Source organism: uncultured Winogradskyella sp. (assembly GCF_947495255.1).
Classification (GTDB): Bacteria; Bacteroidota; Bacteroidia; order Flavobacteriales; family Flavobacteriaceae; genus Winogradskyella.
This window is the reverse complement of sequence record NZ_CANLYI010000011.1, coordinates 1-25,065: the sequence shown is the minus strand read 5'-3', so window position 1 is coordinate 25,065 and position 25,065 is coordinate 1. Positions and strand designations below refer to the sequence as shown.

Genomic DNA, 25,065 nt, shown 5'->3' with positions numbered 1-25,065 from the left:
TCACAATCCCTTAATCAAAAAAGAAAACATCATCACTAGTTTCTCCTTTACTTCCTAAACTATTAAACTTGTAACTTAAGCTTAGCATAAAATACTGCCTTAAAACAGTACTTTGACTGTCTTCTATGTAATCTTGCGTCGCAACGCGTCTCGCATTAGTATTCTGATTTAATAAATCATACACTTTTAAAGTTAACAAAGCTTTGTCTTTAAACAAGCTGTAAGCTAATGTAGAATTCCAAAACCATGCGCTTTTCTGAAAACCATCCGCTACATTAGGATTGTAATTAAAGTTAATATCATTTCGCCATTCAAAATTCTTAGGCAAAAAAGTTGCTGTTCTTAAACCTGCTGTATGACTTGTAAATTCCCTATCTTCAAATGCTACAATATCATAAGCATTAATAGTATAGCTCAATTGATAATAAGGTTTAAATTCCATAACCTTATCCCAAATAAAATCTGCGCCAAGTCTTGGTGAAATACTTTGCACCTGACTTGCATATTTTACATCATTATTAAAATTAATACGTTCAGAATAACTATAACGTGTTCTCAATTTCAACTTTATTCTTCTTAAAGTATCCAACTTTATATCCTTGGTATAATTACCAGAAATACCATAATTATAATTCCCATCTACATTTTCGTAAGTCGTGGTTCTCTTTAACGTTTCTGGATCCACAACTGTTTTAGAAACCACTTGATTATTTGTAAATCTACCGTTTACGTTACCATAGAAACCAGACCCTTTTTGCCAGTCGAATGCATTATAGCCAGCATAAAAACTATGACCATTAGCAGGCTCTAAATTAGGATTACCAATTACAGTATTTAAAGGATCCGAAACATCTTCAAAAGCTTGCAACTGTCTTAAGCCAGGTGGATTATTACTAAGTCTATAATTGGCGTAAACAGATGCTTTAGGACTAAATCTATAATTAAACCTATAATTGGCTTCAAAATTTTTAAACTGTCGCTCTACATTAAATTGTGGTCTTAATAAATCTTCATTTTGTAAAGTCCGTATATTATATCCTATTTTAAAATTAGTAGATAATTTTTTATCTCTATAATTAATTCCTATTGTTGGGATACTTCTAGAATCTGTATACTCAAAATCGGTACTTAAGTCTGTGCTAAAATCTGTAAAGTCTTGAGTTAAATCATTAAAATCGAAAGTACTCTCAATATTGTAATTTTTGTCCTTAGCATATTCATATTCTAAATTCAAAAACATTTTTTTTGCTATTAATGGGAATCGGTATGAAATTTCTGTGGAAACCGCAAAACTATGTTTATCTCCATCTGTAAACTGATTTCGGTCTATAGTTTCTGGAGAAGTCCCAAAAAATTCCGTGTTAGAATTTAAAAAGTCATCATTTTCTTGATCATTAACACGTGTCTCTAATTCAAATTTTAAATAGCCACCTTTACTCCCAAATCGTTTTGTTAATGAAAACATATTTGAAAACTGTTTAGCATAACTTTCTACATCAGAGTTTACCTCAGATTGATTAGTTAGCAAAAAATCTTCATCTAAAGTTTCCTCATCACTATAATAGGTTGTTCTAGATTTTGAATAACTAAAGGAAGGTTCTATACTTATTTGAAATGTAGAATCTGTTTCAATTTCAAATTCTAAATTAAAGGAATGATTATCTGTTTCATTATTTGATCTAGAGTTCGAATTAGTAAAAAACCTAGAATCGGATAAAATAGTTTCTCTTTGAGATGATGATTCATTTTCAGATTCACTAGACGTAAAAAAATAATCTGCTGCAACATCTGTATTTTCACCTATAACATCTGCATAGTTCACTCCTGCATTTTGCGATGTAGTAATACCTTGACCTCCTCCAAAAGAACGTCCACCAATTGCAAATGAACCATTACTATTAAAACTGATTCCGCCTCCAGTACCAAACATTTTAGAAATCTCCCCAAAACTAAAACCAGGAGAGTTTGTATTATTTCCTCCTACCAAAACACTAACGCGTCTGTCATTATCAAATAGATTAACCATACCAGAAAACTCATAACGTTCATCTGTTCCTGCACCAGCAGCTACTCTGCCAAAAACACCTTTATTATTTTCTTCTTTAATAGTTAAATTGATGGTTTTATTCTCCTTATCCCCTTCTTCACCTGTAAAAGCTTCAGACTTTGTTTTTGTATCAACAACCTGGATTTTTTCAATAATATCTTTGGTTAAATTTTTAGTTGTAATTGTTGGGTCATCACCAAAAAAGGGTTTTCCATTAACTAATATTTTATTTACAGGTTTGCCATTTACTTTAATGTTGCCTTCTTCATCGACTTCTACTCCTGGTAATTGCTTTAATAAATCTTCAACATTGGCATCCTTTTTTGTCTTAAAAGATTTTACATTAAACTCTAAAGTGTCCTTTTTAATAGTAATAGGCGCTGTAGATTTTATAAAAACCTCTCCTAACTGATTTTCTAATTTTAATGAAATTGTTTTTAAGTCAATCTTATTTTTATCAATAATTAGTTTTTTAAAATAGGTACCATAACCCACATAAGAGACATAGAAATTAAGGGCTTTATCGTAGGTTGAACTTTCAATTTTAAATTTTCCATCTTTATCCGATATCGTATAAGATACAATTGTACTGTCCTTTATACGCTCCACAAAAACGGTAGCAGATTCTAAAGGACTGGTTGTATCTTCAGCTTTAAGAATTCCGGTAATTTCGAATGATTTTTCTTGAGAAAATGAATGTATTGCAAATAGCAGAGTAAAAACTAAAAATAGTTTACGCATAATGAATTGATTGACTGAAGATTGATGATTTATCTTAAAACGTACTAAATTAAGAAATCGTGTGAAATTTCCTAGAATTATTTCAACTATCGTTTTAAAGTAAAATGACCTTTATGCATTCTGCCATCATTTAACTCAGCTATAAACCAATAATCATCTGTTGGCATAAGCTGTCCATTATGAGTACCATCCCAAGATTGAGTTTGTGAGTTTAAAGTCGCCATTAATTTACCATATCGATTGAAGATATTTACAACAACAGGAATATCAATAGCAGAAGCAAACCCTTTTATCTGCCAAGTATCGTTATTTGTATCTCCATTTGGAGTAAAGAATTTTGGAAACCCTAAAACAGAAATATATTCTAAAATAATTCCACAATTGGCTTTTATATCTTTAACGTAAACGGCATGAATTCCTGCAGGCACATCATTAAATGTACTGGATTCTTGATAAATACCATTCTCGTCATCTAAAGCATACAGATATTCTCCATCGCCAGACACAACTATAGAAATCCTATTATTCTCCGATAAATCTATAATATCAACCGTTTCAACATTAGCTGTACTAGATTGTAATACTGTAATCGCTCTTTTATTAGTACAACCTAAAGGTTTTGTAACAAATACTTCATAAGTACCTATTTCATTAACATCGATAGAAATTGTTGTTTCTCCTGTAGACCATAAATAAGCGTAGTTGTTTGGAACGTCATCTACAATTCCTCCATACAAAGAGATAGTTTCCGGAAAACTATTTAAACAATAGTATACTGTTTCATCCTCTAAAAGAGCTGGAATATGCTCAACAACTAAATTTATATCGGCAATACTATAACAACTGCCATTTTGTTCTAACCTAGCAAATATGGTTTGATTGTAAGGCTCTGTATTAGTATAGTTGTTATTTAATTCATTAATTTGAAGCAAAGCATTATTGTAAGAATCATAATAACCTAAAATTGTAATATCAGATGATTCGCCATTTAAAATCTGGCTTTCTGCTAAGGTTAAATCGAAATTAACAATACCTGATTCTTCGTAATCATCACAAACATTTAAGGTTGCTGTATTTGCAATAGCTGTGTTAACAGACAAAATAACTTCTGCGGTATTGTTGCAGTTAGTAATTGTATTTGTTACAAGCGCATAAACTGTTTGATTATTAGAAATGTTAGTGTAATTTTCTGCATTTATTAGGTTTGTTAAATCTATAGATTCAAAAAATTCAACTTGGATATTAGTTAACCCGCTAACAACGATAGAATCATTGTAATCACTTAAATTAAAATTTGAAATACCGTCCATTACACTGTCCTCACATTGTGTAATTGTAATGCTAGAAACGTTAGGTATTGGATTTATAGTTATTGTAAAAGGAGTTCTTGTGGAATTTGCTGTACAACCCTGAACAATTGGTGCCAACCAAAAGCTGGTTGAAGTATTTATATTTACATCATAACTTAAGCCTGAATGGATAGGTGTTGTTGATGTTTCTGATTCAAACCACCATACATCTGCAGCATTAGTTTCAACTAAAAGCGAAAAATGCCCTTCGCCACAAAGTGTAATATTCTCACTTGCTACGCGTGGCATAATTAAATTACTACTTGCAGATAAATTAATTTCAGGTTCATTTGGCATACCTCCAAATTCTACAATATAGCCTTGTGGATGATATGGCGAATTTATATTAGTATCACCTGTGTTTCCTAAATCATTCCATGAACCTAAAGTACCAATAGATGGATCTGTTATATGTGCATAATGCTCTTGATTAAAATTATTTGGCTCGTTAGCGTTCCAAAAAGCAAACATACCATTTGGCGCATTTCCATTTGAAACACCTTGCCAAAAAACTTGTCCGGCTTCTGGTCCTGTCATCCATTTCCATGTTCCTTCCATTTCTTCGTCTGAACCACCAATCCAACCAGCTCCTGCACTTTGTGCTCCTGCTAATTGGGATTCTTCTTCTGTTGTTATGGTAGCTAAATAGCCTTGTAAACCAAAATAATCTTGCGAAGCTGCAGCATCTCTGGCTTGCGTCCAAGTAATACTAGTTGCAGCAACATAAAAATAATAATGACCAGTGCTAGGTAGGAAATTGGCATTTCCTAAATTAACAGAAAACTGCCTATCTTGTGTAAATACGGTTTGAGTAGTCTGAAATACTATACTTTCTATTGCGGCTTCAAATTCATCAAAAGTAGCTGGTCCTATAAGAACTAATATACCTTCAGTTGCATTCCAACTTGAAGATATATTAGGATGACTACCATCTAAACTTATATTATCTTGACCAACTTCATAGCCTTCAGAAATTTGGACAAAAACCTCAGTTAACGTTGTGTCCTCTGGGTTTTGATCTGTTATTGAAACTGACGTCGCAATTGATACAGAGCTCTCTTGACAATACATTTGATTACCAATTATCGTAATCTCAGGCGGAAAATTTTGTGAGTAAGCATGAAAACTAAACGACAATAATATTAAAACAATATAAGCGTAATTAATTTTCATTCAAATTTATTTTTTCCTCATGTATACACTTACAGGTACGCCATTAAAATCAAACTGATCACGTAATTTATTTTCTAAGAAACGCTTATAAGGATCTTTTACATATTGTGGTAAGTTACAGAAAAATGCAAACTGAGGTTGTGGTGTTGGCAACTGCATAATGTATTTAATCTTAACAAACTTCCCTTTGTAAGCAGGTGGTGGCTGACGTTCTATTATTGGTAGAAGCGCCTCATTAAGCACACTTGTCTTAATACGTTTTGCTCTATTTTTATAAACTTCAACTGCCGTTTCAATTGCTTTAAATATTCGTTGTTTATTTAACACCGAAATAAATACAATTGGGACATCTGTAAAAGGTGCAATCTGACTTCTTATGTGTTGCTCAAACTCTTTAGCTGTCTTAGTATTTTTCTCAATTAAATCCCACTTGTTAACTAAAATAACGATACCCTTTCTGTTACGTTCTGCTAACCAAAATATATTCTGTACTTGACCATCAAAACCACGAGTTGCATCTAATACAACCAAACAAACATCGCAATGTTCAATAGCTCTTACACTTCGCATTACAGAGTAAAATTCTAAATCCTCTTTCACTTTAGCTTTACGACGTATACCAGCTGTATCCACTAAATTAAACTCAAATCCAAAACGATTATACTTTGTATCTATAGAATCTCTAGTTGTACCAGCAATATCGGTTACAATGTATCGCTCCTCGCCTATTAAGGCATTAATAAAAGATGATTTCCCTGCATTTGGTCTTCCTACTACTGCAAAACGTGGTAACTCATCTTCTTCAATTTCTTCTTTTTCTGGCAAAGCCTCTACAACAGCATCTAATAAATCTCCCGTTCCACTTCCGTTTATACTGGCAATTGCATAATACTCACCTAACCCAAGTGAATAGAATTCTACAGCGTCTTCTAAACGTTTATTATTATCAACTTTATTGACAACTAAAAAAACTGGCTTTTTTATTTTACGTAATAATTTAGCCACATCTTCATCCATACCTGTAACGCCAGACTCAACATCTACCATAAAAATAATAGCATCAGCTTCATCAATTGCTAATTCTACTTGTTTATCGATTTCGGCTTCAAAAACATCATCACTTCCAACAACATAACCACCAGTATCAATTAATGAAAATTCTTTTCCGTTCCAATCTGTTTTACCGTAATGCCTATCTCGTGTTACTCCACTCACTGCATCAACAATAGCTTCTCGTCTTTTTATAAGACGATTAAAAAATGTGGATTTCCCAACATTTGGGCGACCTACTACAGCTACTATATTACTCATTTATTTTTATTTAAGACGACAAAGATAATACATAAGCATTAGTATTAGCTAACTATTAATTGTCTTTTAACTAGCCAGAACAAAAAACCAATTTAACATTGAAAAATTAGGCTATATAACGACAAAAAAATTGTTAATATCCTGTTGATAACAAGTATTAAATTAAAATATGGAGCCTTTATTTTTAGTAATTTTATCTATTGTATTAAACAAGGTTTTTATTTACATCCATCTTAAGGCAACAACTCCTATGGTTACTCAAGAATTAGCCCCTTTTCTTGAAACTTATTATGATGAAAATAAGCCAAAATTGTATTTGTTTACTTGCTACAAATACTATTAAATAATTAAATTAAAATTAAGAATGGGGAAATGTTTTATGCTTATCATAGTTTTGGTCTTTGGCTTTAACCTTGCAATTGCTCAACAAGATAACATAGTGCATTCTATTCAAAAAGGCGAAAGTGTTTATCAAATTTCTAGACAATATGGCGTTTCTGTAAATGCTATTTTTGACCTTAACCCTGGATCTAGAGACGTTATTTATGCAGGCAGAACGCTTTTAATTCCAAATACTTCAAATAGCAGTACACCAACCACCACTTCACAAGTAAACTCAAACGGTGTTTCTAATTACGAAGTACAACGTGGCGAAACAAAATCTGGACTTTCGAGACGATTTGGTGTAAGCATTGCTATGCTAGAGCAGCAAAACCCACATATTGTTAACATGCTACAAGCTGGCCATATCATTAATGTAGACAAATCTATTACGGAAGTAAAACGTGCAGCTCAACCAGGTGAACACATTGTTGTAAAAGGTGAAACACTTTGGGGAATTGCACGACAAAACGGAATCAGTTTAGCACAGTTAGAAGCTGCAAACTCTAGTCAGCTTTCTGAATTTTTACAAATAGGTCAAACATTAATTATTCCTGATAAGAATTCTGTAACCACTAACCCTGATGAATATCTAGTTCAACGAGGTGACACAAAATTTGAACTTGCTAGACGTTTTAACATGACTATAGCGGAACTTGAAGCAAAAAACCCTCAAATAGTAGAGATGTTAATGGCAGGTCATCGTCTTGATGTTAGCAAATCTGCAGTAATCACAACAATAACAACACCAAGTGACAACAATGTAGAAACGACATCTATTGAAACGAACAACCAGACTTCTTCAGATGGTGATTACATAGAATACACCATTCAACCACAAGAAACACTTTATGGTTTATCTAGAAAAGCAGGAATATCTATGGAAGACTTATTGGTTTTAAACCCTTCTTTAAGAGTTGCTGTTAACAAAGGAGATGTTATTAAAATGCCGAGAGACCCAAATCAGGCTTCTACATTTACTGAGACTACTTTTGATAATTCAACTAATGAAATAGAGATAAATACAAGTAACAGAAATGCACCTTTATATGCTAATTTAAATTCAGAATCTGCAACAGGCCTGTATTTTTACACGCCTTTTTCTAGCCAAGAATTAAGTTCTCCTGAAGAGAGACAGAATATGGTAAATGCAGATCCAGACAAACAATTTTATATTGATTTTTTCCAGGGCGCGCAAATTGCAATTGATTCTGCAAAAGCATTAAATTTAGATTTCGATGTAACACTTATTAAGAAAAATATTGCAAAATCTAAATTAGAAATAACTAGCACACATCAAAAGAATGCGCTCCTTATTCCATTTTTAGAAAATGCATCACATTACCCTGTAGTTGTTTCAAATGAAAATATTTCCGTTATAGATATTGAATCTAACATCACTTCAACAGACAGTACTAAAGTTTACAAGTCTATTCCTTCTGATGAATTTCAAAAAATAAAAACTTTAAATTATTTAGCATTGCAAAACGCACGTGTAATTGTGGTGAGTAATTTAGAAGAAGCAAAAAATAAAACTTTAATACAAAGTATAATTCCTGATGCTAAATTTTTAAAAGTTGACAATTCTGGTAACTTTAGCCAGAATGCTCTGGATAACACCTTAAGCACAAACAAACCTAATTTTGTAATTTTAGATAGCGAAAAAACAAGTGTGTTTTTAAATTCAACAACTGCATTAATGAGTAAGTTATCAACTTATAATGTACAACTCGTTTTACTAGAATCTGCCTTATTACCAAAACAAAATCAAGTTTCAGATATGAGGTTTCGTGTTTTAAAACTAATATTCCCTTCAGTTTTAGACCCTCAGAACAAAAAAGACATAAATGAGTTTGAAAGAAGTTATGATGACGTTTTTGGTATAAAACCATCAAAACATGCCATTTTAGGTTTTGATATTACCTTAGATGTTCTACTGAGACTTTCACAAGACTCTTCTTTTGAAAACACAGTAAACAATATAGTTTCAGAGCATCCCCACCTTAGATTTGAATACAAAAAATCTGACGAATCTAATTACTCAAATACAGGTCTTCACCTTTTACAGTATAACTCAAATGAAGGCTTAATAGAAATTGATTAATCCATAAAACCCTCTAAATTAAAAAATACTATAAAACTGTCATATTTTAATTTTGCTAAGTAAATGCTATTTACATATATTTGTTTCCCCCTTAATCTGACAAATTAGCAAGACGACGATTTTATTTTGAACTTGCTGTTCTTAATCCATGGCATCGATTTCAACTAAAAGTAATTATTTTAAATTTTTTTAATGAAAGCCAACAAGTACAGTTTTAAAAGTCATTCTATACTATTAGCGTTTCTTCTTTTATCAACACTAAGCCTATTAACAAAAGTTAATGCTCAATGTCCTACAGTAACGAACAGTGCACAATCATTATGTAATGTACAGTCGCTTTTAGTTGGTGATTTAATAGCTACAGATAATGGAGGAGGTATTGTATGGTATGACACAGCAATATCTACAACACCATTATCTAATTCAGAAAACCTTATTGATGGTGAAGATTACTATGCAGATGACAGCACAGGCACTTGTGGTGCAAGATCGCGAGTAGATGTCACAATTTTTGTCGCACCAACAGGTGATAATTTTCAAGGGTTTTGTGTAGTATCTTCTTCTTTAGCAACCGTTGGAGATTTAGTTGCAGTTGGAAATGATGTACAATGGTATTTATCACCAACTGGAGGTATAGCTTTAAATAATGCGACAGCATTAATTGATGGTGCGATATATTATGCAGATCAAGCAAGTGCCGACGGAAGTTGTAGAACATCTCGACTAGCAGTTTTAGTTAATGTTGGTTTAAATCCTACACCAACTGGAGACCTAATTCAAGAATTTTGTGCTTCACCAGGCGTTACACCATCAGTAGGTGACCTAGATGCAAGCGGCAATAACAATTGGTATATATCATTATTTTCGGCTTTTCCATTACCAAATAGTACACCTTTAATAAACGGACAAACATATTATGCAACAACCGTAGATCCTCCATGTGAAAGTGTTGGAAGACTACCTGTTTTAGCTGTTTTAGTTACAGGTCCTGACCCTGGCGAGGATGGAATATTAGAGATTTGCGAAAATGATACAACTTCAACTTTTGACCTATTTACCTCATTACAAGGTACTCCAGAAACTGGAGGAACTTGGTCACCTACATTAAATAGTGGTACCGGAATTTTTGACCCAAACATTGATGCTCCTGGAGACTATATTTATATTGTTGCTTCAGGAAATAGTTGTCCAGATGAATCCGCAACCGTTACAGTCAATATAATAGTAGAACCAAATGCTGGAACTAACGGATCGGAGACTTTATGTAATATTAATGACCCAATCGATTTATTTCTAAGCTTAGGTGGTACGCCAGAAACAGGTGGTGTTTGGACACCAGCTCTTAATAGTGGCACAGGTATATTCGACCCTACTATTGATACTGCAGGAATTTACACTTATACAGTAAGTGGAACTGCTCCATGTATTGATGCAACAGCAACTATAGAAATAATAGTTAACGAGTATAAAGATGCAGGTGAAAATGGAACTGTTGATATTTGTGATAATAATGGAACTATAGATTTATTTAACAGCTTAGGTGGCTCTCCAGATACAGGAGGAACATGGTCTCCTACACTTACTAGTGGAACTGGAGTCTTTGACCCTTTATTAGATGCCGCTATAACCTACACGTATTCTTTTCCAGAAAACGCACCTTGTCCTGGTGACTCAGCAACTGTAGATGTTGTTGTAAACCCATTACCTAATGCTGGATTAAATTCCATGCTAGAACTTTGCAGCAATGATTTAGCAACTGTAGACTTATTCGATAGTCTAGATGGTACTCCTGAAATTGGAGGAACATGGTCTCCTGCTTTAACTAGTGGAACTGGTGTTTATGATCCGTCACTTGATACTCCTGGCATTTATACTTATACATTAATAGGAATAACGCCTTGTCCAAATGTGTCTGCAGATGTCAATGTTATTGTTATACAAGAACCAGATGCAGGAACCAATGCAACAGTTAACATCTGTGATAATGATGGAACGATAGATTTATTTAACAACTTAGGAGGTACGCCAGATGTTGGTGGAACTTGGTCACCATCGCTTAACAGTGGCACCAATATTTTTGATCCATTAATCGATGCCGTAGGCACCTATACATATACAGTTACAGGAACAAGTCCTTGTGCAGACGCATCGTCAACAGTTACTATTTCAGTATCTCCATTTTTAAACGCAGGTTCAGATGGTTCTGTTATAGCATGTACTGCTGATGGTACTATTGATCTATTTGATAGCCTTGGAGGAACACCTGAAGTTGGAGGGACATGGTCTCCTGCTTTAAACAGCGGAACAGGAATATTTGACCCATTAATTGATGCCGAAGACACTTATACTTATACTACAACAGGAACTGGCCCTTGTTCTAATGATACTGCTACAGTTGAAGTTACAATTGAAATTTCTCCTGATGCAGGACTTGATAATACTTTAAACCTTTGTAGTTTATCTAATACTGTAGATTTATTTGATAGTTTACTAGGCACACCACAACTTGGAGGTACTTGGTTACCCGCGCTTACAAGCGGAACAGGAATATTTGATCCTAATGTAGATACGGATGGTATTTATACATATACTGTAAATTCAATTAACTGTGGCAATAGTATTGCTAACATTACTGTTACCGTTGAAGATGCAAATAATGCAGGGTCTAATACTGCTATTGATATTTGTGCTACAGATTCAGCAATAGACTTATTCGATAGTTTGGGTGGCACACCAGATGTTGGTGGAACTTGGTCACCAACCTTATCTAGTGGAACTGGAGTTTTTGACCCAGCAATTGATGCCGCTGCTGTTTATACTTATACAGTTGCGAATAGCTCAAGCTGTCCAACGGAAACTGCAAATGTAGCCGTAAATATTTTACAAGAGCCAAATGCAGGAAACAATGGCATTCTAGATTTATGTACCTCAATAGGTACCGTTGACTTATTCGATTATCTTACTAATTCTCCTCAAGTTGGAGGAACTTGGTCTCCTGCACTAGCAAGTGGTACAGGTATATTTGACCCAAATATTGATTCAGAAGGCACCTATACATATACAATTAGTAACTTATGTGGGACAAATTCTGCAAAAGTTACGGTAACATTTTCAGACCCAAATGATGCTGGTCTAAATGGTTCAGAGATATTTTGTGTTACAGATTCTTCTGTGAATTTATTTAATAGTTTAGGAGGAACACCTCAAGTAGGTGGCACTTGGTCACCTACTCTTGCAAGTGGCTCAGGAATTTTTAACCCTTCAGTTGATACTGCAGGCACATATACTTACACTGTTGCTAACGCTGCCTCTAGTTGTCCTAGTGCAACTGCAGACGTTATAGTAACCATAGATCAGTTAGCAAATGCTGGAAATAACGGCACACTTAATTTATGTAATAGTACTGCAGCTCAAGATTTATTTAATAGTCTTAGTGGAACACCTCAGATTGGAGGAGTCTGGTCTCCTACATTAGCTAGTGGAACCGGGATTTTCGACCCAAACATTGATTCTGAAGGTACATATACTTACACTATTTCTAATACATGCGGAACAAGTTCTGCAACAGTAGAAGTATTATTCAATGGTTTAAACGATGCAGGTACTAATGGTTCTATAGAACTTTGTATTAACGATTCACCTGTTGACTTATTCAATAGTTTAGGCGGAACGCCTCAAGCAGGTGGCACATGGTCTCCAACATTATTTAGTGGAACTGGTATTTTTGATCCTGCTACTGATATTGCTGGAATTTATACTTATACAATTTCAAGTAGCTCTGCTAACTGTCCTAATGCAACCGCTGAAGTTGAAGTAACTTTTATTGATGCGCCAAATGCAGGAAACAACGGAATTCTTGATTTATGTACATCAGTAGGTAACGTTGACTTATTTGATAGTCTTACAGGAACTCCTGACGTTGGAGGTACTTGGTCTCCTGCATTAACGAGTGGAACTGGAATTTTTGACCCAGCAGCTGATACAGAAGGAGCTTATACATACACTATTAGTAATTCATGTGGGACAAATTCTGCTGAAGTAACAGTAACATTTTCTGACCCAAACGATGCTGGATTAAATAGCGCAATAACATTTTGTAATTCTGATGCATCTGTTGACTTATTTAATAGCTTGGGCGGAACTCCTCAAACTGGAGGAACATGGTCTCCTGCCCTTACCAGTGGTTCTGGAATTTTTGACCCATTAACTGATACAGCTGGAACATATACTTATACAATATCAAACAACGCATCTTCTTGCCCTTCGGCAACTGCTGAGATTATTGTAACGGTTGACCAATTAGCAGATGCAGGAAATAATGGGTCCCTTAACTTTTGTAATAGTTCTTCCACTGAAGATTTATTTAATAGCCTAACAGGAACTCCACAAACAGGTGGAACTTGGTCTCCTGCTCTCGCAAGTGGAACTGGTGTTTTTGATCCAAATACAGATTTAGAAGGTATTTACACCTACACGGTCACTACTGTATGTGGTACAAGTTCGGCCACTGTTACTGTAACTTTGTCAGCATTAAACGATGCTGGTACAGATGGAGCAATAGAATTCTGTGCTTCTGATGCTCCTATCGATTTATTTAATAGTTTAGGAGGAACGCCACAAACGGGTGGAACTTGGTCACCTCCACTTACAAGTGGAACTGGTGTTTTTGACCCAGCAACTGACCCAGCAGACACATATGTTTATACCATTTCTAGTACCTCTGCAAGTTGTCCCGATGCAACTGCTAACGTTGTAGTTACTTTTACACAAGAACCAGATGCTGGTAATAATGGTACTCTAGATTTATGTACTTCTATAAGTTCTATTGATTTATTTGATAGCTTAACTGGCACTCCAGAATTAGGTGGAACATGGTCTCCTGCATTAACTAGTGGTTCTGGGATGTTTGACCCAAACACAGATTTAGAAGGCATTTATACCTATACATTGACCAATTCTTGTGGTTCAAGTTCTGCAACCGTTGAAGTCTCTTTTTCTGAAGAAAATAATGCTGGAACAAATGGTTCAATTCAATTTTGTTTTAATGATGTAGCCACCGATTTATTTGCCAGCTTAGGAGGAACACCAGAAACAGGTGGTACTTGGTCACCAACTCTTGCAAGTGGAACAGGAATGTTTGACCCAACATTAGATATAGCAGGAACATATACGTATACCGTTTCAAACAATGCTTCTTCTTGTCCACCTGCAACTGCAGAAGTTATGGTGACAGTAATAACACTCCCAAATGCCGGTACCGATAGTATTCTTAATATTTGTATAGATAACACAAACCAAGTTGATTTATTTGATAGTCTAGGAGGCACGCCTGATACAGGTGGAACATGGTTTCCTGCCCTCGCAAGCGGTACTGGAATTTTTGACCCTTTAACTGACCCTACTGGAGTTTACACCTATTCAATCGTAACTTTAGAATGTAGCACAACTAGTTTAGCTACAGTAACTGTGAATATTGTAGATTTCCCTGATGCAACTGGTCTAACGATGGATGTAGAAGACGGTAATATTGTATGTTTTGGTTTAGAAGACGCTGTAATTAATATTTCAGGTGCAACGCTATTAGATGATGGAAACTATATTATAGTTTATCAATTGAGTCTTGCCAATTCGTCTACAAATACTGTTGAAATTTCAGTAACTGGAGGAAATGCAACATTCACTATTCCCCAAGCATTATTGCAAAACCCTGGAGAAACAGAAGTAGCATTAACAGATTTGTTTTTACAAAATCAAACTTGTAACGCAGACACAAGTTCTATTGAGCCTATCAAAATTTTAGTTGAAGAAATACCAACACCGACGCTTGTTGAAAATGGTTCTGAATTTTGTATCGAAGACAACTCTACAATTTTAGATTTATCAAATAACATAGTTGAATCTGGCACTATTACATGGTATGATGACGCAATAAATGGTATCGCTTATTCAGATTCAGAAGAATTACAAGAAGGAACCGTTTATTACGGAACTATCTTATCAGAAAATGATTGTGAGAGCAACGTTAGATTAGAAGTTACAATAACTTTTATTGAGTGTGTAGGCGATTTATTAATACCAGATGGTTTTTCACCTAATGATGATAATGTTAATGATGTATTCGATATCTTATTTCTAAACGAATTATATCCTAATTTCAAACTAAGCATCTTCAATAGATATGGTAACATATTATATGAAGGTGATATTAATTCGCCTAAATGGGACGGTACATGGAAAAATAGCAACACGCCTTTACCAGTTGGTGTATATTTTTACATTTTAGAATTCAATGATAACATAACCGAACCAGTACAAGGTAGAGTCTATTTAAGTAGATAATTATAATGATTAGTAAAATAACAACATATAGTATTACGATTTTAACCTTATTTTTAGGGGTATTTTCACATGCTCAGCAAGACCCTCAGTACACACAATACATGTATAACATGAGTGTATTAAATCCTGCTTATGCTACCGATGATGAGTCTGTTATGAATTTAGGAGTCCTATACAGAACACAATGGGCCAGATCTATTGGTGGACCTACAACAGGAACCTTATTTGCACACTCCGTAATTGCGGATAGATTAGAAGGGGGAATATCTTTCGTTCATGATGAAATTGGTGATGTCGTAAAACAAACTAATGCATATGCAGATATTGCATATGTACTTCCGATTGGTCAAACAAATAGACTGTCTTTCGGTATTAAAGCAGGTGCAACATTTTTCAGTACTAATTTTGATGGATTTGTTTATTCCGACCCTTTACCCGATTCTGCTTTTGAGGAAAATATTAATCAAACATTGCCAAATATTGGAGCTGGTGTATTCTTTTTCTCAGAACATTATTATTTAGGATTATCAGCACCAAATTTATTAGAAACAAAATATTTACAAGAAGATAGTGGTGTGGTGACACAAGGTGTAGATAAAGTGCACGTATTTTTTACTGGTGGATATGTTCTAGATATTGGTGAGAACTATAAATTTAAACCTGCCTTTATGACTAAGTATGTAAACGGAGCGCAGTTATCTGTAGATTTAACAGCAAATGTTTTAGTATATGATAAAGTGGAATTTGGTGTAGGCTATCGTTTTGAAGATTCAATAAATGGAATGATGAATTTTAAAATGTCAAATGCTATGCGAATAGGTTATGCATACGACCATACCTTATCTAATTTAGGTCGATTTAATTCTGGTTCACACGAAATATTTTTATTATTTAATATTGGTAAACTCGGTAAAGGCTACGATAAATCTCCAAGATTTTTCTAATTAATAACAAATGAAAACGTTTAAACTATATATTCTAATTGCGACCTTAACACTTGGTACTTTTTGCTTTTCTCAATCCAAGAGCAAAGCAGATGCCTTGTTTGAAAATAGAGCTTACGTAGATGCAGCTGAAATATTTGCTAGTCTCCCTAAGACAGCTTCTAATTTAGAAAAGTTAGGGGATTGCTATTACTACAATACAGAATTTGATAAAGCTTACAAGGCTTACAAACAAGTTTACGATTTAAAAGACAGCGCAGATTTATCAGAAGACTTCTACTTTAAATATTTTGATGTTTTAAAAGGAATTAAAAAATATGAAGAAGCTGATGAAATTACAACCAACTATTTAGATAATCCATTCGATACTAGAAATTTTAAATCTTTACTAAAACGTATAATACCGTATGAGTACGAATTATACAACCTCACTTCAGACGTTGGTGGATCTAGTTTTGGAGTTGGTCTTAAAGGAGACAAAATTGTTTTTGCTTCTACAAAGAATATTAAAAACCCAAATTACCAATGGAATGGTAAACCTTATTTGGATTTATATGAAGCTAAAGTTACTATTGGTGACACCATTACTTTAGATAGTATTCAACCTTTAGGTAAAAAAATAAACACCGTTAAACAACACGAGAGTAATGCTGTATTTACTGAGGATGGTAAAACGATGTATTTCTCAAGGAATCTAAAAAAACGAATTGATTTAGATTCTACTAAAATTGCAGTTGTAAGTATATTTAAAGCTGAATTTGTTGATGATGAATGGAAACATATTGAACCTGTTTCTTTTTCGAGCAATGAATATTCTACCATGCATCCTGCTTTAAACAATGATGAAACACGTTTATATTTTTCAAGTGACATGCCAAATTCACTAGGATCATTTGATATATTCTACGTAGATATTTTAGGACCGAATTCTTTTAGTGAACCTATAAACGTAGGAGCTAATATAAACACTGTAAGACGTGAGCAGTTCCCGTTTATTGCAAAGGATAGTACACTTTATTTTGCTTCGAATGGAAAACATGGTTTTGGAGGTTTAGATTTGTTTTCTAGTTCCATGAGTAATGATAAATATTTAGATGCACTTAATTTAGGCGAATCTATTAACAGCGAAAAAGATGATTTCGCATTTGTTGTGATAGATTCAATTAATACAGGTTATTTGTCATCTAATCGATCTGGACTAGATAATATTTATACTTTTAAAAGAATAGACACAGATAGAAAATACTTTATCGAAGGTTTAGTTACCGATAAAGTAACTGGCGAGATTTTACCGAATACAACTGTGACATTGTTTGACAAAGATGGAAATGTTGTAGCTGAACAAATTGTAGGTGCAGATGGAAAATATAAACTTTCAACTTTACCAAATCAACATTACTCGGTTGAAGGATTTCAACCTAAATACATTCCTCAATTAGAGTATTTTGATACCAATGACAAAGGAAACATTGAATTTAATATTGAGCTCGAAATAGAGTCATATAAAGATGCTGAAGACATTGTCACAGATGATGATTTTGGTAACACATTTATTCAGTTAGAAAATATATATTTCGATTTTGCGAAATGGGATATAAAACCCCAGGCAGCAAATACTCTAGATGTCTTAGTAGCCTTACTAGTTAAATATCCTAGAATGGAAATTCAACTTGGAGCACATACAGATTCTAGAGCAAGTTTTGACTTTAACTTAGACCTATCAGACAAACGTGCTAAATCGGCATTAGAGTACCTTGTACAAAATGGTATAACTAGAGAGCGTCTAACATCAATTGGATACGGAGAAACTAAACCATTGGTTCCTTGTGGAGATAATTGTACAGAAACAGAACATTCTATTAACAGACGTGTTGAGTTCCTTATTTTAAAATAAATTCTAAGTCATTAATTATTATGACGCTTTCAAATAAAATTGTTCTAAGACCACGCTTTAAATTTGAAGTGCAACAAAGTAATGAAACAATTTTAAAAGAGTTTGAACAGTTTAAAACAACCCAAACAGACTTCGTTTTAAGTAGAATTGATGATCATGTATTTATTAAGTTCCCTAAAAAAGACCAACACTTCTGGTCACCACAGTTACATTTAGAGATTAATGAAGATGGCGAAAACAAAGCCATAGTTAATGGCTTATTTGGGCCAAATCCAACCGTATGGACACTATTTATGTTTTTACATTTTATAGTGGCAGGTCTATTTTTCGGATTCGGAATTTGGACATATACCAATATAACCTTAAATAATAATTATACTATTCAGTTATTTTTAACCTTTCTAATGATTATAATTTGGTTCGTTTTGTATTTTGCTGGCCGAATTGGTCGATCTAAAGGAATGCAAGAAATGCATCAGTTAAATGACTTTATGAATACTATCTTAAAGGCTCATCGTGTTTAATTAGAAGTCTTTATGGTAATTAGACAAGAGAAAAATAAAATCTATTTTTGATTGTACCCAAAACGCTTCAACTGCTTCTGATTACTTCTCCAATTTTTGTTTACCTTAACATATAGTTCTAGGTGTACTTGTTTGCCAAAGAATTTTTCTAAATCCTTACGTGCTTCTACTCCCACTCGTTTTAGTGCAGAACCTTTATGACCAATAATAATTCCTTTTTGAGTCTCACGCTCTACCATAATAACTGAACGCATCCTAATAATATCATCTTCTTCAAAAAACTCCTCAGTATCCACTTCTACAGCATAAGGAATCTCTTTCTTGTAATGCATTAAGATTTTCTCTCTTATAGCTTCATTTACAAAAAAACGCTCTGGTTTATCAGTTAATTGATCCTTTGGATAATAAGCAGGAGAATCAGGAAGCAACTCAATAATTCTATCAAATACATTCTGAACATTGAACCCTTGTAATGCAGAAATAGGAAAAAACTCGGCATTAGGCACTTTTTGTTGCCATAACTCAGCTTGCTCTTCTAGTTGCTCTTGATTAGAGTTATCAATTTTATTCAACAATAATAAAACAGGTATTTTAGAATTGGTGATTTTATTAAAGAAAGCTTCATCTTTAAGTTCCTTCTCTCCTATTTCTACCATGTAAATTAGTACGTCAGCATCATCGAAAGCAGACTTTACAAAATCCATCATTGACGATTGAAGCTCGTATGCTGGTTTTATAATTCCAGGTGTATCACTCAGAATAACCTGAAAATCTTCACCATTTACAATCCCTAAAATTCTGTGTCTAGTTGTTTGAGCTTTAGATGTGATGATGGAGAGTTTTTCACCAATAAACGCATTCATAAGTGTAGACTTCCCAACATTAGGATTTCCTATAATATTTACAAAACCTGCTTTGTGCATTGTTAAAAATTTACTGCAAAGGTAATATTAATTTAATGACATTTTTAAAAAGTCTTGATAAGTAGTAAACATTGTATTGTAAACCACACATGTAAAGATTCAGCTAGTTTAATCTAATTAAATACCTAGTACACATACAACGAACGTTATCCGATAATTTATTGCAATGCATTAAAACTCTTATTAGTCTTTTTTGTTAAGAATAAAATAAGGTCTAAAACAAAAAAAGTCTTTCCAAAAAGGAAAGACTTTTAATTATCTTAGTATTAACTACAATTACATTGCAGATACGTACTTAGTTAACTGAGACTTTAAGTTACCGGCCTTGTTAGAATGAATCACATTCTTCTTAGCTAACTTATCGACCATACTAATAACTGACGGTAACATTTTTTGTGCCTCTGCAGCATCAGTAATTTCACGTAACTTCTTAATAGCGTTACGAGTCGTTTTATGATGATACTTGTTAAGTACACGTCTTTTTTCGTTACTTCTAATTCTTTTTAAAGCTGACTTATGATTTGCCATTATATTTCTCTTCTTATTAAAATTGTAGCCCGTAGGGGAATCGAACCCCTCTTACATGGATGAAAACCATGCGTCCTAGCCGATAGACGAACGGGCCATTTTGGTTATTATATTATTTAAATGAACCTACAACGTTTCCATTGCGGATGCAAAAATACAACTATTTTTAAATTCTGCAACAACTAACCAAAATTTTTTAAAAAAAATTAATAAGCCTTAGCAAAAAGTACACGTTGAGTTGATGGTTCACCACTATAAACGCATACACCTTCTTCCAATTCATTATCTAAAGGAATGCAACGTATAGTTGCCTTTGTGAGCTCTTTTATCTTTTGTTCAGACTCAGAAGTACCATCCCAATGCGCAGAAATAAATCCTGTTTTATTTTCTAAAACTTTTTTGAAAGTTTCAAAATCATCAACCTTAGTTATGTGTTCATCTCTATAATTTAGAGCTTTATTATATAACTCATCTTGAATAACCTCTAACAAATCTTTTATTGTATGAGCAAGTCCACCCATTTGCACAATTTCTTTGGTCAAAGTATCTCTTCGTGCTAGTTCAATAGTATTATTTTCTATATCTTTTGGTCCTATAGCAATTCTTAATGGTACCCCTTGCAATTCATGCTGCGCAAATTTTGCACCTGGTCTATGGGTTGTTCTTTTATCAAATTTACAGCTTACTCCTAGATCTTTTAAATCTTTTATAATTCCTTCTGCTTTTTCTGTAATAGCATCAAATTGTTCATCATTCTTATATATAGGAACAATTACGACCTGCGATGGCGCTAAATTAGGTGGTAATACCAAACCTTTATCATCACTATGCGTCATTATCAAAGCTCCCATTAAACGTGTAGAAACACCCCAAGAAGTTGCCCAAACATAATCTAGCTTTCCTTCATTGTTGGTAAACTTAACATCGAACGCTTTAGCAAAATTCTGACCTAAAAAGTGAGAAGTACCTGCTTGTAAAGCTTTTCCGTCTTGCATTAATGCTTCTATACAATAAGTTTCTACTGCACCGGCAAAACGTTCACTTTCAGTTTTCACACCTTGAATAACAGGAATAGCCATAAAGTTCTCAGCAAACTCAGCATAAACATTATTCATTTGTTCTGCCTCCACTAATGCTTCTGCTTTTGTTGCATGTGCCGTGTGCCCTTCTTGCCATAAGAATTCGGCTGTACGTAAAAATAGTCGTGTTCGCATTTCCCAACGTACAACGTTTGCCCATTGATTAATTAGAATTGGTAAATCTCTATAACTTTGAATCCACCCTCTATAAGTATTCCAAATTATTGCTTCACTTGTAGGTCTTACTATAAGTTCTTCTTCTAATTTTGCTTCAGGATCAACTCTTAATTTACCTTCGTTATCTGGGTCATTTTGTAATCTGTAATGTGTAACAACTGCACATTCTTTTGCAAAACCCTCTGCATTCTTCTCCTCTGCTTCAAACAAACTTTTAGGAACAAATAATGGGAAATATGCATTTTGATGTCCTGTTTCTTTAAACATTCGATCCAATTCAGCTTGCATTTTTTCCCAAATAGCATAACCATATGGTTTAATAACCATACAACCTCTAACGGCTGAATTTTCAGCTAAATCTGCTTTTACAACCAGTTCGTTGTACCATTTTGAATAATCTTCGGCTCTACTAGTAAGATTTTTACTCATTTTTAGTGTTTTGGCACAAATATTGCGCTTATGTTAAATATTAAAATAGTTCAGCAAAACTAACTATTTTTACATTGTTCAACAATTAAATAAAAAAGATATGCAAACCAAAACTACTACACTCGAAAAATTACCTCTTATTGTTGTACTCGGTTTAGTTACAATGCTAACTTCTTGTGGTTCGTTTCAATATGCAGGTTATGACAATGACGGCATCTATTCTAATGAAGAAAATGAACCTGAAGAAACTGTTGTAAGTACATCTACTAATAACTCTAATTACTATAAAAATTATTTTGCTGAAAATTCAGCAGAAATGGATGCTATAAGTGAAGAAAGCGAAATATTTACAGATATTGACTCTTATGAAGGTAACTACGTTGAAACTGCCCAAGACACTTTAGAGCAGCAAATGCCTTATGGTGGATGGGGACAAAACAGTAATTCTGTTACTATTAATTATATCGACAATGGTTGGTATGGCTATAATAATCCTTGGATGTGGAATGGAGGATTTGGATATGGATATTATGACTGGGGAAACCCATGGAGATGGAATCGTTGGGGATGGAACAACAATTGGGCTTATGGAGGATATTACGGTTATGGATTTAACTCACCATGGAATTATGGCTACGGATACGGTTACAATAATTGGGGATATCACAATGAATACTACGGTAATCGAAATAGATATGCCTATAGCCACTCTAGAAGAGGATTATTATACAACAACAATTTAAGCAGAAGAAGTAATTCTGCATTATCTAATAGAAATTATTCTACAAGAAGATTATCTAACTCTGCTACAACAAGCAGAACTAGAAATACAGGTGTAAGGAGTTCAAATCCTACAAGATCAGTTGGCACATCAAGAACTGTAAGACCTAGTACTAGATCGACAAGAACAAGTACTAGAACATCACAACCTAATACAAGATCTTCAAGATCAACATCACCTTCTAGAACTAGTAGATCATCAGGTACAACAAGATCATCAAGAAGTAGTTCTTCGTCAAGTAGTACAAGATCATCATCAAGTTCACGATCTAGCAGTGGTAGTTCATCTCGCAGTAGTTCTTCTAGTAGTAGCAGAAGAGGAAGAGGATAGACTTAACTTAAATTGCAAATTTTAAAAAATTTATTATGAAAAAATTACTTATGTTAAGCATAGGCTTGTTGAGCTCGTCCTATATTTTAGCGCAAGACATTACTGACGCAGTAAGATATTCTATGGACGAAATACAAGGTACTGCTCGCTTTAGAGCTATGAGTGGTGCATTTGGTGCCTTAGGAGGAGACCTTTCTAGTATTAATATTAATCCTGCTAGTTCTGCAATTTTTAATAACAGTGAAGCTTCTTTGTCTTTAGGTTTATTCAATAAAAAAAATGATATTACCTATTTCAATGGACAAAATTCATCTTCAAATTCAAATGTTGACTTAAATCAATTAGGCGCTGCTTTTGTTTTTAAAAATGTAAATTCTAATTCCAAATGGAAAAAATTCTCATTGAGTATTGCATACGATCGTTCGGCAGATTTTGATGATGAATGGGTTGCAAATGGAACGAATACAAATTCGATAGATAGTTATTTTTTGACATACGCAAATAATAGTGATATTCAATTTAGTACTTTAAAGCTTTTTCCTGGAGAAAATATAGAAGATGCTTATGCTGATATTGGGTCTCTACAAAACGGATATTCAATTCAACAAGCATTTTTAGGATATTGGTCTGGAATTTTAGACCCTGAAAATTTAGATGATGACACAAATGATGATGAAACAAACTATATATCAAACGTAGCATCCGGAAATTTTAATCAAAATTACCTATATGCATCAAACGGTTACAATGGTAAATTGGCATTCAATTTTGCAGCAGATTATGATGACAAGCTATTTTTTGGTATTAATTTGAACAGTCACTTTATTAACTATGAAAAATTCACACGATTACGTGAAACAAATACTAATAGTGGCTCTGTAGTAAATAATATTGGCTTTGAGAATCTATTATTAACAACAGGAAGCGGTTTTTCTTTTCAACTTGGTACAATTGCGAAAATCACTAATGATTTTCGAGTTGGTCTTTCTTATAATTCACCAACATGGTACAGAATAAGTGATGAATTAACGCAAGGTATTAATTCTAATAACGCAGACCCAGAAATAAATTACATTAGTAGCATCACTAATATTTATGAAGAATACAAATTACAAACTCCTGGCAAAGTAACCGGTAGTATTGCCTATATATTTGGCAAAAATGGATTGATAAGTTTTGACTATTCGGTAAAAGATTATACCAATTCAAAATTTAAACCTACGACTGACGTATTTTTCTCTAGTTTAAACAATCAAATTAGTAATGAATTAACTTCTTCAGCATCTTATAAATTAGGAGGAGAATACCGTTATAAGCAAGTTAGCTTTAGAGGCGGTTACCATTTTGAGGAAAGCCCATATAAAAATAATGATTTCTATGGCGATTTAGATGGCTATTCATTTGGTTTAGGATACAACTTTGGTAATTTCAATTTAGATTTAGCCTATAGCCAATCACAACGAGATATTAATCACCAACTTTATAACGTTGGTTTAACTGATACAGCTTCTGTACAATCAAAATATTCAGATTTTATACTAACCCTTGGATTTGATATCTAAGTAAGTTTAAAAACATTAAACTACAACCAGAGGACATATGTTCTCTGGTTTTTTTTATTTTATATAGTTTAAATTAATATTTGTTTTAATTCCTTTTCTTATATTATTGATGAAATTCATTTAAGCATGACACCACCATGCATTAAATAGATATATAATGCTATTAAACAGCTTTTAAAATTTAACCATTATTTCGAAGTATTTAATTTTAATATACTGCTATAAAACAACACCCAATCTTAATCATTTTAATTCATTATACCTATTATATTCCTGCTCAGGACAAATCTATTATAACTCTATAACAATTGATAGATATAAAAAAAAAGCCTAAACATATTGTTTAGGCTTTTTTTATAATGAGATTTTACACTTATCGTTTCAAGGTAAAATGGGCTTTAAATTCTTTACGTATATCTGTTCCTGGTTCGTCGTACTCTACTGTAAAC

The 25,065-nt window shown here is 33.5% G+C and carries 13 protein-coding genes and 1 tRNA gene; 7 read left to right on the top strand and 7 right to left on the bottom strand.

Annotated elements, in window-relative coordinates; translation table 11 throughout:
• Nucleotides 1–10 precede the first annotated feature (10 nt).
• The 3 genes from Q0807_RS16770 to der all read right to left on the bottom strand — a co-directional run bounded on the left by Q0807_RS16770 (nucleotide 11) and on the right by der (nucleotide 6,621).
• Entirely contained in the window at nucleotides 11–2,788 is a 2,778-nt protein-coding gene (locus Q0807_RS16770) for an outer membrane beta-barrel protein (protein ID WP_299111951.1), read from the bottom strand.
• Between the two features lie 86 nt (nucleotides 2,789–2,874).
• Entirely contained in the window at nucleotides 2,875–5,310 is a 2,436-nt protein-coding gene (locus tag Q0807_RS16765) for a T9SS type B sorting domain-containing protein (protein WP_299111949.1), read from the bottom strand.
• A gap of 6 nt (nucleotides 5,311–5,316) precedes the next feature.
• On the bottom strand, nucleotides 5,317–6,621 hold the full coding sequence (der, locus tag Q0807_RS16760; protein WP_299111947.1) for a ribosome biogenesis GTPase Der: 1,305 nt from the start codon (nucleotides 6,619–6,621) through the stop codon (nucleotides 5,317–5,319).
• Between the two features lie 379 nt (nucleotides 6,622–7,000).
• Here der and Q0807_RS16755 point away from each other — a divergent pair, with 379 nt between their 5' ends.
• From Q0807_RS16755 to Q0807_RS16735, 5 genes are all read left to right on the top strand, one after another.
• Nucleotides 7,001–9,106, top strand: a complete 2,106-nt coding sequence (locus Q0807_RS16755; protein WP_299111945.1) for a LysM peptidoglycan-binding domain-containing protein — start codon at nucleotides 7,001–7,003, stop codon at nucleotides 9,104–9,106.
• A 192-nt stretch (nucleotides 9,107–9,298) separates the two neighbouring features.
• Nucleotides 9,299–15,445, top strand: a complete 6,147-nt coding sequence (locus tag Q0807_RS16750; protein ID WP_299111943.1) for a gliding motility-associated C-terminal domain-containing protein — start codon at nucleotides 9,299–9,301, stop codon at nucleotides 15,443–15,445.
• Nucleotides 15,446–15,450: 5 nt separating this feature from the next.
• Nucleotides 15,451–16,389, top strand: coding sequence for a type IX secretion system membrane protein PorP/SprF (locus tag Q0807_RS16745; RefSeq protein WP_299111941.1), 939 nt, complete (start codon nucleotides 15,451–15,453; stop codon nucleotides 16,387–16,389).
• Nucleotides 16,390–16,399: 10 nt separating this feature from the next.
• Nucleotides 16,400–18,283: an OmpA family protein gene (locus tag Q0807_RS16740; RefSeq protein ID WP_299111939.1), complete on the top strand. Its 1,884-nt coding sequence runs from the start codon at nucleotides 16,400–16,402 to the stop codon at nucleotides 18,281–18,283.
• Nucleotides 18,284–18,303: 20 nt separating this feature from the next.
• Nucleotides 18,304–18,807 (top strand): GTP-binding protein, encoded by a 504-nt coding sequence (locus Q0807_RS16735; RefSeq protein ID WP_299111938.1) that lies wholly within the window; start codon nucleotides 18,304–18,306, stop codon nucleotides 18,805–18,807.
• 41 nt (nucleotides 18,808–18,848) lie between these two features.
• Here Q0807_RS16735 and era read toward each other — a convergent pair whose 3' ends face one another.
• The 4 genes from era to proS all read right to left on the bottom strand — a co-directional run bounded on the left by era (nucleotide 18,849) and on the right by proS (nucleotide 21,943).
• Complete coding sequence (era, locus tag Q0807_RS16730) at nucleotides 18,849–19,730, bottom strand: GTPase Era (RefSeq protein ID WP_299111936.1); 882 nt, start codon at nucleotides 19,728–19,730, stop codon at nucleotides 18,849–18,851.
• Nucleotides 19,731–20,006: 276 nt separating this feature from the next.
• The gene (rpsT, locus tag Q0807_RS16725) at nucleotides 20,007–20,258 is read right to left on the bottom strand and encodes a 30S ribosomal protein S20 (RefSeq protein WP_299111934.1); all 252 of its coding nucleotides are present in this window, start codon (nucleotides 20,256–20,258) and stop codon (nucleotides 20,007–20,009) included.
• Between the two features lie 25 nt (nucleotides 20,259–20,283).
• Nucleotides 20,284–20,355: transfer RNA gene (locus Q0807_RS16720), tRNA-Glu, on the bottom strand.
• A 109-nt stretch (nucleotides 20,356–20,464) separates the two neighbouring features.
• The gene (proS, locus tag Q0807_RS16715; RefSeq protein WP_299111931.1) at nucleotides 20,465–21,943 is read right to left on the bottom strand and encodes a proline--tRNA ligase; all 1,479 of its coding nucleotides are present in this window, start codon (nucleotides 21,941–21,943) and stop codon (nucleotides 20,465–20,467) included.
• Between the two features lie 100 nt (nucleotides 21,944–22,043).
• On the opposite strand from proS, the gene Q0807_RS16710 reads away from it, so the two are divergent.
• Nucleotides 22,044–23,054: a hypothetical protein gene (locus Q0807_RS16710; protein ID WP_299111928.1), complete on the top strand. Its 1,011-nt coding sequence runs from the start codon at nucleotides 22,044–22,046 to the stop codon at nucleotides 23,052–23,054.
• 35 nt (nucleotides 23,055–23,089) lie between these two features.
• A complete protein-coding gene (locus Q0807_RS16705) occupies nucleotides 23,090–24,616 on the top strand; it encodes an OmpP1/FadL family transporter (RefSeq protein WP_299111926.1) in 1,527 nt (508 codons plus the stop codon).
• The last annotated feature ends 449 nt before the right edge of the window (nucleotides 24,617–25,065 follow it).